This window comes from Vibrio lentus, from assembly GCF_030409755.1.
In the GTDB taxonomy this organism is placed as follows: Bacteria; Pseudomonadota; Gammaproteobacteria; order Enterobacterales; family Vibrionaceae; genus Vibrio; species Vibrio lentus.
Window position 1 is genome coordinate 478,950 of sequence record NZ_JAUFQE010000002.1, and the last position, 13,990, is coordinate 492,939.

Below are 13,990 nucleotides of genomic sequence, written 5' to 3' on the forward strand. Positions count from 1 at the left end.
TTTTTGCATCAGAACTTAGAGTATTTCGGTTCACCCAAACAAAAATGGAACGCCTGAGCGTTCCATTTTTCGTATCTGATTTACCTTAAACTTGCTCGCTTGGGTGTCCCCACATTAGCTCGCTTGCGTAAGGGCCAGTAACGCTTGATGTTGATTCACCCACGCCGTCTAGTGCGCCAGGGGTCAGTGCTTTAGCGAACCAACACTCTAAAGGTGCAAGTGTCCTTACTGGTGGAAGCACGTTATGTGGCGTGTTGTAACGGTTGCCGTAGTGGAACGGTTCGCCCATCACGAAGATAACGTCAGCGTCGAGTTGTTTCTCGGCTTCTTCCATCAATCGAGTCGCGTAGCCTTTGCCTTGGTATTCTGGCAATACAGCTAAAGGTGCAAGCACATAACACTTCAGGTGTGGTGCTGCGTCTATGGTGATTGGGGTATAGCATGCGTGTGCTACGCCTTCATGCACGATAGAAAAGCTGCCGTCGGCAATAAGATCGTCAGCAAATTCTGCGTACAGTTTTGCATGGCGTTCGTCGTAAAGTCCGCCTGCAGCGGCGAAAGCTTGGTATTGAATTTCATAAGGGGTTTTCATTTGAAAAATTCCTAACTTAAATTATTGGTTGTTAGCGTTTTCAGATATCAAATTGTTTTAGATAGCCAACAACGTTTTATTGAGCTTTTAAGCGAGGTACTTATAAATCCAGCAGCAGTAAGTACTTAGCTATGAAGCGTTCTTTAATTTGCTCTAACGGGTAATCACCATCCGAGAACAAGTAATTGAGTGCGATACCGTCGATATCGGCGATTAACATGTGGCTATCGACAATGCTGTTGGCATTGGGAACGTCACACAGAATGACTTCGAAAGAGTGCACCATCAGTTGGTAGCGTTCGTCTAACAAATCTTTCAATATCAGCCTTGTTGAGGGCTGGCATTTCAATTGGTAATCAAGTTGATAAAACCGTTTTTGTTGCGGGTCGGACATCGACAAGAAGATGTGCTCGATAAGGTTAATAAACCTCTCTTTAACCGACATACCTTCACTAGATTGGTCAACACTTTCACCAACTTCGCTAATGATTTCAGCCATGCGAACAAACACTTGTCTTAGTAGGTCATCTTTGTTTTTGAAATGATGAAAAACTAAACCCTTCGATACTTTCGCCGTTTCACACACCTGTGCGATAGACGTTTTTTCAAAGCCTTGTGTCGCGAATAATTCAATCGCGGCTTGGATTGCTTGCTGCTTCTTGTCCATGGATATCACTCAATTATGTTACAGACCGACTATCCGGTCTGTAATTTATTTGAGGATAGTATACGAGATGAATTTGGAACGCAAGATCTTTAAGGATCGTCGGATTAGATCAAGGAAAGTGTCGATTTTATTGGCAACAGTGAGTTAAAGATGGGGTGTCGCCTTTAACCTTGGAATTTGGCAAAGCTTTGATGATTACTCCTGCTCTGATCTCAACCAAAACTCAGAAAGATCTTCAAACAGGTCGTCGTTATCTAAAATACTTAAATGGTTTTCGTCGTAACCAAGAATTTGTTCGGCATTCAATTGAGCTGGACGCGACAACTGGCTTGATAGGTTAATGACGCCATCGTTACTGTTGGTGTTAAACAGCTCGCCCGAGTTGTAACCAAACGCCAAGAAGTGTGGGGTGTGGGTTGGCTTGTTATCCGCAAATAAATCGGCGATGAATTTGCCGTCTGGATTTAAATCGACCCAAGCTGGCATTACAACGGGGGAGTATTCTATTCCTTGTTTGGCTGATGCTACGCCACCAAATGGCGAAGAGATGGTAGTGATGCTGCTAACAAAATCACATAGCTGGCCAATGCGACACTGACGAATACTGTTTGTCACGATCAAGCCACCCATACTATGGGCTACCACGTGCATTTTTTGAATCTTGTATTCAGTCACTATGGTATGCAAAAGGTTACTCAAGCCTTTTGAATTTAAAGAGAGTGATAAGCCTGAAGGGTAGTTAAATACCCAGATTTGATATTTGGACTGATCGATCTTTTCAATGAGAGGAGCGAAATCTATAGCGGTCGCATTGATGCCATGCACAAATAGGATAGAGGTTTTATTTGGGTCGTATTCAGATAGAAAATAGAGTCCGGCATTGTTTTCGAGCAAAAATGTCAGCGGTTGCCACATGCCGAGATTGGCGTTCTCTTTCTCAAAAGGTTGATCCGTCAAACTCACAACGGTGCCTATTTCTACGAGGTCCAATTCTATTTTTAAGAGGGAAGACAACGAACGATCAACAAAGGCGCTTGGCAGTGCATTTTCATTAACGGTTAGCGAAACGTCGATTGTCGATTTGTCTTGGTGGTCGTGAAGGTTGATCACACTGAATGGTTCGTCAGCTTGTAGGGTTAAGTCTTGGTTTCTATCTTCAAAGATAAGTAGGTAGTGGATATCGTTTGATAGCTGTAACTGAATACTGTCGCTGTCTATTATGCCGTCGTAGCCATCAACTTCGCTTTTGTTGATGTCTTTAACTTGTTCAATAACCACGGCAGAGTCTGAGGCTGGTTGACTCAAGGTGATGGTGTATTGGTCGGTAATTGAGTCGATCGCGTCCATCTCATGAGAGAGATTTCTAAAGTTTCCGCATCCTGATAGCACAGAGCTAAGTAACAGCACTGAACTGGCTAACAGCGCAGTAAATAATCGCCTCATTTCAATTTTATCCCCATATCGACAAGCTTCATCCTTGAATTCACACCCTGTGTTTAATATTAGCAATAAAACAAAGAGTTATCTTATCCATTCTGGTTGATCACATTCTGTCTTGAGTATGAGTATGAGTATGAGCTTGCTGGGGATGTTGGAAGGGTAATTGCGACTATCTTGGTTACTTAGATGACAAACACTGTTGATTAGGGTTACGTAATTCAATAATGGTGTTGCTGATATCGATTCGTTTGAACGCTTCGTCATTAACTTGAGCATTGCTGAAATTAGTACGAAACAAGTCGGCACGCAGTAAATCGACGTTGTGCATTTGTGTGTTGCTCATGTCGGCGTTGCGTAAATCCGCGTCTTGGAAAATCGCGTTATTCAGAGTCGCGTGGCTGAAATTGGCGTAGGTGATGTCCGCTTCACTCATGTTACTGCCCGATAAATCCGTACCGCTAAAATTGGTGCGAATTAGGCTGGCGCAACGCAGGTCGACGTTTTGAAGCGCTAGATTACTTAGGTCGGCATTACGCAATTGTGCTCGTTCGCCACCTTGGTTTTCTAGCCATAACTTGTGTTGTTCAAGAATGGAATCAAGCTCTTGTTGAGTGTATTTGTTCATACTTCACGCCACCCCTTCAGTTGTTCGATATCGTTTATTGATCTGGTATTACTTAATTTTGCTGTGCCACACTTCGCTGTCTGGGCCAACGACACATTCGCCATCTACTCTCATGGATAAACGAATCAGGCAACGTTTCACTACTTCTTTGAAGTCGTCTTCCGGTAAGTGTCTGACTGAATCAACCAAGGCTTTGCAGTGAGGGGCGTTTTGTTCTTTTAATGTGTAGAACACCCATTTACCTTTCTTTTCGTGGTTGAGCAGGCCTGCTTTGTAGAGCATTTTTAGGTTACGTGAGACGTTGTATTGAGTCTCACCAATGATGTCCATGGCTTCAGCCACCGCCATGCATTCGTCCACATGCAGAAACAGCCAGAATAATCGTAAGCGATTGGGTTCCGACAGGGCTTTTAATGCATCAATATATTTTTCATCCACGTGGTGGTTACCTTTTCAACGAATAGCGCCACTCAATACGAGCAGCGCGAAGTTTCTATTTTGTCGTTTTTACAAAGTGTAAGCCTCTACACAACGTATTGGAAGATGGCGCCACCAACGACGGCGGTGGTTAGAACGATTCCAACAAACGCGATTACGGCTTTTCTTTTTAGAACTGCTGATACTAGCGCGATTTCAGGCAAACTTGCACCAGTACCACCGATAATTAATGCAAGTGCTGCGCCTAAGCCCATTCCCTTAGCAATTAATACGTTAAGTAGCGGTATTGCCATTTCGATACGTAGGTAAAGTGGAATACCAATCAATGAAGCCACCACTATCGATTGGAAGCTATCGCCACCGACATACTTCTCAACCAGATCCGCAGGCAGGTAAACCGCAGAGAACCCGCTGATCGCCGCACCCAACAATACGTATGGGATGATTCGTTTGAACAGAGACCAAGCGCCGCCCATGGCATTACGCATTCTTGATGAAGAAGAGGGTGCTCCACCACAGGTTGAAGCGTTGCTGCTGCATCCTTTTCCTTTGCTGTCTTCCAGTTCGTCGGCACGTTTGATTTCATTTTTCCAAGGCGACTTGGAGATCAAGTAGCCACCCAGTACCGCTGCGGTAAAGGTTACCAAGAAGTACACAACGGTGATCTTCAATCCGAACGCGGCATACACCATCGCCAACACAATGAAGTTACACAGTGGCGCTGAGATGATGAAGCTCATCACCGTACCCAGTGATGCACCCATCGACGCCATTGCCATGGTGACAGGTACAACCGCCGCACTACAAAATGGCGTCAACATACCAAATAGCGCGCCCAATAGGGTTCCCCATTTGCCGTGTTTAGTTAGCGTTGCTTGGAGTTTTTCTTGAGGGATGTATTCACGCATGATGCCAGTTAGCAGTGACACGATGGCGATGATAAGGACTAAGCCTTTCGCTACATAAAAGAACTCGTTAAACGCAATTAATAATTTAGTATCCAAAATTGGAATCTCTAGAAAGTGAAAGAAGCTGGATAATATGATCACATGCACATTTGTGCAAGTATGCAAGTGTAAGTTGGGAAGGAATTAGGTACTAAAATCGCGGTTCTGTCGTAGGCTCGTCTCTTGAATAGATAGGGCTCACAGATAGATAATTTATATAAATCATATAATTAGATTTTATGTGCAACGGAAGAAGCTACTGGTTCAGGCGTTGGTGTGTGGGCGTGATTTTTTCGCTGAAGTGGAGATCTTATGGGAAAGTTTTGCTTTTTGGGTGTGTTGGGTAATGGCCGAACTGTGGATTAGGTTAGTTTCGGGCGGACTAGATTGGGACTTAGTTCGGGTATTAGGCTCCAAAAAAAGGGTATCGGAGACATTCTATTCTGTGAATGCAGGTGTAAATAGAGAACAGACATGAATTTGTGAAAGGAGAGTGCAGTAAAAAAGGTGCCATGATGAATTCATCACAGCACCAGCCACATTAATTAAAGGTTATTCTTATACACCTTGCCGTCTTTCATGATCAGCTTTTGAGTCTCGGTGTTGGCTACACACGCCACACCTTCCAGTGGGTTACCATCGATGATTAATAGGTCGGCATACGCGCCTTCAACAATCTGACCTAATTTGCCTTCTTGGTAAGGGTGTTGGTAAGTCGACATCTCGAACAGGCGTCCACAGTTTGAGGTCGCCATACGCAGCGCTGTGATGGTATCGAACACTTGTTCAATCGCTCCGAATTCGTTCAACTGAGTGGCATGCACGTTGGTTTCACCGACACAGTCGGTACCAAAGGCAATGTTTTGGATATCGTGTTTTTTGATAAGCTCTGCCGATTTAAACATGGCTTTGCCTACGCGTTCTGTCTTGCGATACGTCTCTTCATTCGGCAATGGAATTTTACGCTCGGCAATCAATGAAGCGGTAAAGTAAGAAGGAATCACCCAAATACCTTCCTCTTTGATTATCTCTGCAATGTCGTCATCCATAATCGTCGCGTGCTCAAATGACATCACGCCCGCTTCAGCTGCTCGACGCATTGCATCAGAAGTATGGATGTGCGCAGCCACATAGGTTCCGTAATCTGAAGCGGCTTGAACAGCAGCTTCCATTTCATCGGAAGTAAATTGTAATGTGTCTAATGGGTCGAAGGTGGATGATGCACCGCCACCGGCCATGATTTTGATTTGTGACGCGCCCATAAACAGTTGTTCACGCACCGCTTTCAATACTTCTGAGCGGCCATCGGCGACTCTCATCGCACCGAGCTTCATCATTGGTGAATCTTCGTGACCATTGGCCAAACGTTCTTGCGCTTGGTTTTGGCGGTAATCTGAGTGGCCACTGGTTTGCGAAATTGCGGCCATTGAAGGCATTATTCTTGGGCCCGTTGCGTAGCCATTGTCGATGCTCCTTTTAAGACCAAGCGTGTTACCCGCCACATCACGAATGGTAGTAAAGCCGCGCATTAACATCTCTTCTGAAATTTTCGCAGAGCGAATCGCCACTTCTTCACGAGTCATGGTATCAATCACATTGAATGATGCCGAGAGGGTAATATGAACGTGCGCATCAATCAGGCCGGGCATTACCGTGCCGCCTTTCGCATCAATGATTTCATCAGCGACCGCTGGATCTATCTGACCAATCTTAGTCACCAAGTTATCTTCAATAAGGATGGAGACGTTTTCGATAAGTTTGTCATCGACACCGTTAAACACGTTGGCATTAATAATTAGCTTGTTCATATTCGACACCTCTTTGGTATGAGTCATTTTGTTGATGAGGTAATCATAGGGTTGGGGAGAGGCGAAAAATGGCCATTTGATGACACGTAATGACGAGGCTTATTTTTTGTGTCTTTCTCTGTTTTAAGTGCTGCTTTGATTTGAACGCTGCTTTGTTTTGAACGCTAAGGGGGATTCTAATCGTCGCTGCCTTAAATCGTCGTTATCGTGCGTTGAGAGTCAATTTACCGAATCGTAATCGGCTCCGAAACAGCACGGCATAAGCCAAGATATTGAAGTAGTTCATTGATTAATAAGACATACTTCGCGTTGACAATACCCCGAAAATTGTCAACTCGATGTCAGTATTTAGGGGCTCTGACATTGGCCTGAAATTTAAATTCGTTCAATGAGGCAACATCCTGATACCAAGAAAAGTATATGGTTAAGGATTCAATCATGAAAAAACAAAATATCTCGGCAGTGGCGCTTCTCGCATTGATTATTGCTGGTTGTGGCGGAGAAAGTTCATCAGGAGGTGACAGCACAACGTCAAACAACGTTAATGCTCCAAGTAATCCAAGTAATCCAAGTAATCCAAGTAATTCAGGTAACCCCGACTCTCCGTCAACAATCGTGTCTCAGCAGCCCGATATCAAGGCGCTCAGTAACACTATGATTTTTGCTATCGAAGGCTTTGTTGAAAAAACGGATCCAATCAGGAATTTCTCATCTATTGCCGTCCAAAATGAGCTGCCCGCATTCAAGGGGGGAGATACTCAGAAAGTCGATATGACTATCGCTGTACCAACAATCATTATCGATAATGGCAGTAACTTCGTTAACGATTGGCATTGTTACGAAACCACAGGGTTAAGCGCGCAAAGGAAGAATCATCAACTGCTCGTAGACGGTACAATTTCTGAATATCGATACGATATGCAAAGCAACTCTTGTTCTAGTGAGCACTTGGGATCGTATGTGTTTAACAATGCGGTGTTGGACAGTTCTTTGGAATTTAAAACCGTTGGCAGTGTCGTTTTCAAAGATGGGAGCGGAGTAGAGTCTAATTTGCCCACTTATGACTTTATAGCTCAGGCTTATGGACAGCAGTCTAAAGAGCGGTTTGGTGACTCTTGGGAGTTGTTACAGCGCGACAAAATTAACGCAGCAGCAAAAGAAGTTGGGGCTTCGATCTTTGAGTTGAACACTTCATCAGGAAAGATCGATTTGGATCTCGACCTGCTTAATAGCGACACTCTTATCGATTTCTCATCACTAGATACAAATCAATTATTGAATGGTGCGATTTGGGGGATGCCTGGCCAAGGCGTTGCCGATGAAAGATGGTGTCGAATTGTGAATATTCCAGACGATCTAAGCCAGAACAGTATTAAGTACCAATCTGTTATCTCGACAAATTGTGCGAGGTCGACACAACGTTATTGTGATGCCTTTGGTTCATCGTTTTCGAGTGGTAATTACCCACCGGTAGCGCCTATCGCTTGGGACAGTAACACGGCGAGTAATGCTCAATTGAACTCAGATGAGCAACACAGAAGAGATGCTCAAGGTCACTTTGTTGTGAACAGTTCTGGCCAGAATGCGTTTGTTCTCTCATCGAACTCGGCTGTGATCCCTATCTTTGGCTACACCAGTCCGCGAACTGATGGGAAGGATAATAATGCTGGTCTTAATAGTTGGGCTGGTCACGAAGGTCACTGCCAAAACGTGATGAACAGTCGACACACAAAGATGGGTATTGGATACAAAACCAGTAAGTCAGACGCATCGAAAATGTCTTATTGGACGCAAGATTTCAACTAACTCGCTGATTGCGTAAATAGGGGTAATCCGTTTAGTGCCGACTTTGTTTGTTTGTTCGACAGCGGCACTTAACTCGACCGTGGCACTTTATTTATGATGTGACTGATTTTGAGTGGTGTCATCAAATGGTAAGTTTTGCTCTGATTCGAACGTTAAGATGTATTTCAAATCAAGGCGACTTATCAAATTAGAGAGAGACAGAATGACTAAATCAGACAAAGTTTACGGTTTCAACACTCCACAACGTCTATTCGTCGGTTACACGTTAGCCGTGCTGGTGGACTTAGTGGTACTTAACTTCTTTGATGAGTACTGGGATTTCGTAAATATTGAGTCTTTTACTATCTCTCTGATTGCCGCGGTTCTACTGCAATTACTGTTGAAACTGTCCATTGGTTTGGAACATAAAATTGCTGAGCACTTTAAGAGCAAACCGGGTACAGCACCTAAAGTCTACCGAGCAATCACGACTTACATCATCTTGGTCGGCTCAAAGTTCGTGATGCTAGAAGCGATTAACCTATTGTTCGGCGAGAAGGTGAGCTTTACAGGCCCTTGGAATGGTGTGGTGGCGTTCTTCGCCGTGGTATTTACGATTCTGATTGCTGAAGTGATTGTATCTAAGGTTTACTTTGCGCTAGATGATAAACAAGCATCAAACTTAAACGAAAAGACAGCTTAAACAACAGCTGAATAGAATTCGGGAGTTTGAAACGAACTCTTAACTGAAAAGGGCTAGCAGGTTTGCTAGCCCTTTTTTGTTTTATGTATTAACCGCCAATCAATACACAGCATGCACTCTGCTGACGCCGCCTTCTGATTAGTAAAACCCATAATGCTCACTGTCGATCCAATACGTTAAATGAATAATTAAAAAACGGGTCAGATATGCTTGTAATTTTCTCGTGGGTAATTGAACAGAATGATTAATAGCCTTTAATTTGGGTTAAATATTAATTTGTTATTAACGATGGATAGGGATAACTATTAAATCGACAATCTTTTTCTATTATCCCTATTGTTTTTGAGGTGTTGTCTGTTCTAGATATAAAACAGACTCAATTAAGATCTTTAATATTCATAAAACCAATCATTGCTTTAATCTAGATCACAAATATCAATAAGCACTGTGTTGCATATTTTGTTTCTGGGTTATTTTCCTGACGCCATCATAAAGGAAAAATAATAATGAAAAAAACAATAGCTCTAGTGTCTGTAACTGCTTGCCTAAGTCCATTTGCTTTTGCTGATAATAGTAACGTTATCACAGGTGAATCACCTGAAGGTGTCTACGTTCAATACCAATCAACTAACCAAGTTAACGAGTCGATGAAGCAAGAGGGTTTTGCACTGCATCGCTGTGGTATCAATACGCTTCGTAATGATATTCAAGTTAATCAAGGTTCAGATGTTCCTCACAGTCAGATCCAGTGTGTGTATTCAAAACCGGGTCAATCAACGAGTGATGAATCTGAATTGCTCTATTGGCACTTGAACATTCTTTACAGCGTGGAGAATGAGAACTTCATTGCTGAGAGTGAATTTGCTGAGCGTTATACCAGCGAGATCTATACCCATAGCCCTGAATATCTTCTAGACATTGGCCCAAATTATTACCGTCAGCGCTCGGAAGTTGAAGCTTTGGGAATGAAGGTAGGCGAATGTAACCTACAAAAAATCTATTACTTTAGTGCACCTACGGAAGAGTCATACTTGTCAGATATAGCATCTTGCCCTGTATATAAGGCCGACGGTGAGCTTTCTGGTAATATTACAGTGGAAATTAATCATACCCCGGCTAATTTAGGTTACAGCGAGCGTCTTGTTAGTTTTCATGCAATTTAATAAATGATTTTATAGTTAATAATATAAAAGTTTGAATTGCCTTAGAATACATATTGGAATTAGCGTTTATTCGCATACGCTAATTAAGCTAAGTCACATCTAATTGTGAAAAAGGGTTGGTATTAATACCAACCCTTTAATTATATTTTTGATGAGTATTCAGTTAGAACTTAACTTGGTAGTTTACGTTGTAAGTTCGGCCGCGACCTTTGTAGTCATACGCTGCTGAATCGTAATGTGACGAGTAGACGATTTGAGCACGTTGACCCCAAATGGTGGTGTAGTCTTTGTTCAATAGGTTTTGAATACCGAAACCTAAGCTACCGACAGGAAGTTGGTAAGTTCCGACCAAATCAAACACGGTGTAGCCGTTTAGTTCATTTTGATCGTCGTCTTCATAATCAAACATGGTCTGGCTTTGTACTTTGATAGAAAGGTCTGTGTCATACCAACCAGCCCAAGCATTGGCTTTTGAAGTGCTGGCTTCGCCCGCTGTAAAGTCTTTCCAACCGTCATCGCCTTTCACTTCTGAAATCACGTAGTGACCTGATGCGCCTATTTGAATGTTCTCATGCACCCAGTAAGATGCCATCGCTTCTAAACCGTAGACTCGCTTTTTATCGTCGATTTCTTCGATAAGCAGTGTGTTTTTGTCGTATTTCACTGACTTGTCAGACTGCGAATAGTACGCCGCTGTTTGCAGGTTTAGGTCTCCAGTATCAAGGCGGTAACCCAGCTCGAAGCTGTTGGTTTTGATACCAGACATTTTCGAGTCGTTCACGTTAATACTGTCGTTAAGTTGCCAGTGATCGCCAACCAATGTGTAGTCGCCTTGTCCGTAGTATTTCGCCGGATCTGCAAGATCGAAACCTTGAGAGAAGTTAGCCCATACTTGAGACTCATTGGTCAGATGGTAGATCGTACCTAAGTTGAATAAACCAACGGTGTAATCGGTCTCGCCACCAGGAACGGCATCGGCTGATGTACCATTGCCCGCTGCAATGCTCTTTTGCTGGCTGTAACCGACGAAGTCGTCAATCTTGTTCGACATGTACTGGTAGCGGAAACCACCTTCTACGGTCCAATCATTGGTTAGCGCATAGTCGGCTTGAATAAAGCTCGCGATTGAGCTGACTTTAACGCCAGCATAGCGACCCACTTGTGCGTAAGTCTTGTTGATCAAGTTACCCGAATTATTAGCAATGGTTGGATCGTAAAGTGCTTGGTTACTATCAAGTTGGTCTTGATATGCATCGATACCGTAAACAATGTTGAATTTATTGAAGCTCTTAGCCAATGCCGCTTTTAAAGAGATAACATCGGTGATCTGTTGACCAGAAGATTGGAAATAAGGTGTATAGGTTTGGTCTTCTTTGCGATACGAAGCTTCAGCAATCAGTTGGTGGCCTAAGAACTGCTCATCCACATAAGAGGCACTTAGCATAATGCGTTCAGTACCGTGTTCGCGGTCAGAATCAAACCCTTTGCGGACGTCTACGAAGTCACGCCCAACAATGTATAGGCCATAAGGCGAGTCTTGTTGGCTATCGTAATATTGTGCTAGGAAGTTCAGTTTCTTGGTTTCTGACAGGTTAACGCCAACAGTCGTTAGGAAATCGACTGTCTTGTTGAATTGAAGTGAACCTTGCGAAATATCAGGGGTAACAATATCGCCATCGGCGTCGAAGAAACCTTGTGTCTCGGTGTAAACCACTGAAGAACGAGCTTGCACGGTTTCATTACCACCAGAGATAGATTGACCGATTTTGTAATCGAAATCTTCACCTGAATTGAAGCCCGATGAACCACCCACAAAGGATTCAAACTCCAGTTCTTCACTTTGAGCTTTCTTGGTGATGATATTGATGACACCACCTGAAGCGCCTGCACCGTAGACAGAGGTCGCGCCCGATAACACTTCGATGCGGTCAATGTTAAATGGGTCAATAGAATCTAGATGACGACTGATTTGACGAGAAGACTGCAGCGAAACGCCATCAATCATTACAAGCATCTTACGGCCGCGAAGGTTTTGGCCGTAGTTGGTGCGAGCACCACTGCTTACGTCTAGCGAAGGAATGGTTGCTGACAGGATCTCTCCAAGAGATTTACCACCACGATATTCTTGCTCGATTTGGTCAGAATCGATATACCACACCGTTCCTGGGATATCGCTGATCGCTTTAGGGGTGCGGCTAGAGACGACCACCATTTTTTCTTCACTTGTATATTCTTGCGCTTGGGCTGTAAACACTGTGCTCGCTGCGACAATCGCTAGGGCTACGGTGGAAAGCTTGAAACTTCCTTTTTCGGTTTTCATTTTGTTCTCAATCTTGATCAATAAAAGGCGGCACAAAGACTCATATTTGTGCGATGGCTTTGTTGTTATAAGCAAATAAGTGTTCGTTTTTATCTATCGGCAATAAAAATGAAGCGTCTTAAATTAGAAAGTTGTTCAACCTTGGTGACTTTGCTTATCACCTCAAAGTCATTCATCTCGATATCTTCCGAGATTGCATGTTTTGTCGTTTCAGTGGTCAACTCAACATTAATCAAAGTACGAACTGTAATCGTTATACTTATCAATTCTAAATAAGAATCATTATTATTGTGTTTTTGTTGCGAAAATACAATATTGAAATGCAATTTTATTTTATAGATTTGAAATTAGTGGTTGATGGCTTGGTGTTGCACGGTGAAAAGAGGGCTTATGGAGTGTGGTTTTTGGTCGTCATCTTGCTGGTGGAATGCAATGGGGCATAGGTATAGGGTTTGATAGATAGGGTAGAGAGATGATGAAGTAGTGAGCGGGGCAGCGGTTGTTGTCTGCCCCAGTGATTAACTGTTTTTTGCCATGATGCTATCAATCAAACTTTTTTGCTGAGCTTGAGATACATTCATGACGTCGTTGTAGGTGCGCTTCATTACGCGAATGTCGTTCTCTAATAGTTCAGCCAACTGAGTGGATGCGGTTTGATTATCACCTTTTAGTACTAACTCAATGATCGCAAGACGACGCTGACACGATTTAGTGACCGAGGATTGAATGTGCATTGAGACTAGATCGGTCGCTTTACGGAGGCGATTGTGTTGCTGCATGGTAGCCAGCAAAAAGCGATTTCCCGAACACGCCGCAAGTTGCTCGTGAAACTCGGCACTGAGTGCAAAGAGTTGACTCGCAGTGACTGATTCTGGCGTAGCAATGGCTTGTACATGGTTATCGCGGCAGCTTTCCATCACAGTGTTATCCAATGCCCATGTGGGTTCAAGTAAACCTGCTGGTTCAAAAATTAGTCGACATCGATAACTTTCAGTGTGTCTTTCTAGGGTGTTCAACACGCCATCAAGTTGCCATTTATAGCCCGGACTGCGGCGAAAAATACCGTCATTTTCTAATAAGCGAAGGACTGCTTGCATCTCACCACGATTCACATCGTAACGTTCTTGCAGTTCCTTCTCGGAAAAGGAACTGCCGAGCTCGCTAAAAAACAGATCCATCAAAACACGGAGATATAATTGCTCTTGTTGAGACTGTTTATTGCTATCCTGGCCTGCAATTTCGATATCTGAGGCGTCGGTTTGCAACACCGAACCCTTGTAAGGAACAACTTTAGTTATACCTTGAGTCGATAGGTGCTTTAACACCGCGCGAATGGGTGTTCTGGATACTTCGAATTGTTGAGCTAGCGACGATTCGTTCAGGCTGCTGCCCGCTTTAGCATCCTCAGATTTTAGGCGAGTGATCACTTTAAACAGTAAATCTTGTTGGAGCTTTGTAATTGTAGTTATGTCCATGAGGCTCAAAAAGTGTGTTTATGCTTG

12 protein-coding genes are annotated in these 13,990 nt (G+C 43.4%); 3 read left to right on the forward strand and 9 right to left on the reverse strand.

Annotated elements, in window-relative coordinates:
- Positions 1–85: 85 nt before the first annotated feature.
- The 7 genes from QWZ07_RS10585 to QWZ07_RS10615 form a co-directional block, all read right to left on the reverse strand.
- Complete coding sequence (locus tag QWZ07_RS10585; RefSeq protein ID WP_017110002.1) at positions 86–592, reverse strand: GNAT family N-acetyltransferase; 507 nt, start codon at positions 590–592, stop codon at positions 86–88.
- Between the two features lie 100 nt (positions 593–692).
- Positions 693–1,178 (reverse strand): TetR/AcrR family transcriptional regulator, encoded by a 486-nt coding sequence (locus QWZ07_RS10590; protein WP_318532808.1) that lies wholly within the window; start codon positions 1,176–1,178, stop codon positions 693–695.
- A gap of 276 nt (positions 1,179–1,454) precedes the next feature.
- Positions 1,455–2,702 (reverse strand): lipase family alpha/beta hydrolase, encoded by a 1,248-nt coding sequence (locus tag QWZ07_RS10595; protein WP_192852671.1) that lies wholly within the window; start codon positions 2,700–2,702, stop codon positions 1,455–1,457.
- Positions 2,703–2,877: 175 nt separating this feature from the next.
- Complete coding sequence (locus tag QWZ07_RS10600) at positions 2,878–3,324, reverse strand: pentapeptide repeat-containing protein (RefSeq protein WP_192852672.1); 447 nt, start codon at positions 3,322–3,324, stop codon at positions 2,878–2,880.
- A gap of 48 nt (positions 3,325–3,372) precedes the next feature.
- On the reverse strand, positions 3,373–3,762 hold the full coding sequence (locus QWZ07_RS10605) for an ArsR/SmtB family transcription factor (protein ID WP_017109997.1): 390 nt from the start codon (positions 3,760–3,762) through the stop codon (positions 3,373–3,375).
- An 86-nt stretch (positions 3,763–3,848) separates the two neighbouring features.
- Positions 3,849–4,766: a permease gene (locus tag QWZ07_RS10610; RefSeq protein ID WP_192852673.1), complete on the reverse strand. Its 918-nt coding sequence runs from the start codon at positions 4,764–4,766 to the stop codon at positions 3,849–3,851.
- Positions 4,767–5,254: 488 nt separating this feature from the next.
- Positions 5,255–6,517, reverse strand: coding sequence for a metal-dependent hydrolase family protein (locus tag QWZ07_RS10615; protein ID WP_192852674.1), 1,263 nt, complete (start codon positions 6,515–6,517; stop codon positions 5,255–5,257).
- Between the two features lie 438 nt (positions 6,518–6,955).
- Here QWZ07_RS10615 and QWZ07_RS10620 point away from each other — a divergent pair, with 438 nt between their 5' ends.
- The 3 genes from QWZ07_RS10620 (at position 6,956) to QWZ07_RS10630 (ending at position 10,168) form a co-directional block, all read left to right on the forward strand.
- Entirely contained in the window at positions 6,956–8,323 is a 1,368-nt protein-coding gene (locus QWZ07_RS10620; RefSeq protein WP_192852675.1) for a CAP domain-containing protein, read from the forward strand.
- A 202-nt stretch (positions 8,324–8,525) separates the two neighbouring features.
- A complete protein-coding gene (locus QWZ07_RS10625; RefSeq protein ID WP_065112125.1) occupies positions 8,526–9,005 on the forward strand; it encodes a hypothetical protein in 480 nt (159 codons plus the stop codon).
- Positions 9,006–9,511: 506 nt separating this feature from the next.
- Entirely contained in the window at positions 9,512–10,168 is a 657-nt protein-coding gene (locus QWZ07_RS10630; RefSeq protein WP_102310750.1) for a hypothetical protein, read from the forward strand.
- A 163-nt stretch (positions 10,169–10,331) separates the two neighbouring features.
- Here QWZ07_RS10630 and QWZ07_RS10635 read toward each other — a convergent pair whose 3' ends face one another.
- Entirely contained in the window at positions 10,332–12,488 is a 2,157-nt protein-coding gene (locus QWZ07_RS10635) for a TonB-dependent receptor (protein WP_192852676.1), read from the reverse strand.
- A gap of 518 nt (positions 12,489–13,006) precedes the next feature.
- Complete coding sequence (locus tag QWZ07_RS10640) at positions 13,007–13,963, reverse strand: GntR family transcriptional regulator (RefSeq protein ID WP_102315184.1); 957 nt, start codon at positions 13,961–13,963, stop codon at positions 13,007–13,009.
- Positions 13,964–13,990: the final 27 nt, after the last annotated feature.

Coding starts and splice junctions, on each gene's coding strand:
- QWZ07_RS10585 (WP_017110002.1), bottom strand. CDS start 592: ATGAAAACCCCTTATGAAATTCAATACCAAGCTTTCGCCGCTGCAGGC.
- QWZ07_RS10595 (WP_192852671.1), bottom strand. CDS start 2,702: ATGAGGCGATTATTTACTGCGCTGTTAGCCAGTTCAGTGCTGTTACTT.
- QWZ07_RS10600 (WP_192852672.1), bottom strand. CDS start 3,324: ATGAACAAATACACTCAACAAGAGCTTGATTCCATTCTTGAACAACAC.
- QWZ07_RS10615 (WP_192852674.1), bottom strand. CDS start 6,517: ATGAACAAGCTAATTATTAATGCCAACGTGTTTAACGGTGTCGATGAC.
- QWZ07_RS10620 (WP_192852675.1), top strand. CDS start 6,956: ATGAAAAAACAAAATATCTCGGCAGTGGCGCTTCTCGCATTGATTATT.
- QWZ07_RS10625 (WP_065112125.1), top strand. CDS start 8,526: ATGACTAAATCAGACAAAGTTTACGGTTTCAACACTCCACAACGTCTA.
- QWZ07_RS10630 (WP_102310750.1), top strand. CDS start 9,512: ATGAAAAAAACAATAGCTCTAGTGTCTGTAACTGCTTGCCTAAGTCCA.
- QWZ07_RS10635 (WP_192852676.1), bottom strand. CDS start 12,488: ATGAAAACCGAAAAAGGAAGTTTCAAGCTTTCCACCGTAGCCCTAGCG.
- QWZ07_RS10640 (WP_102315184.1), bottom strand. CDS start 13,963: ATGGACATAACTACAATTACAAAGCTCCAACAAGATTTACTGTTTAAA.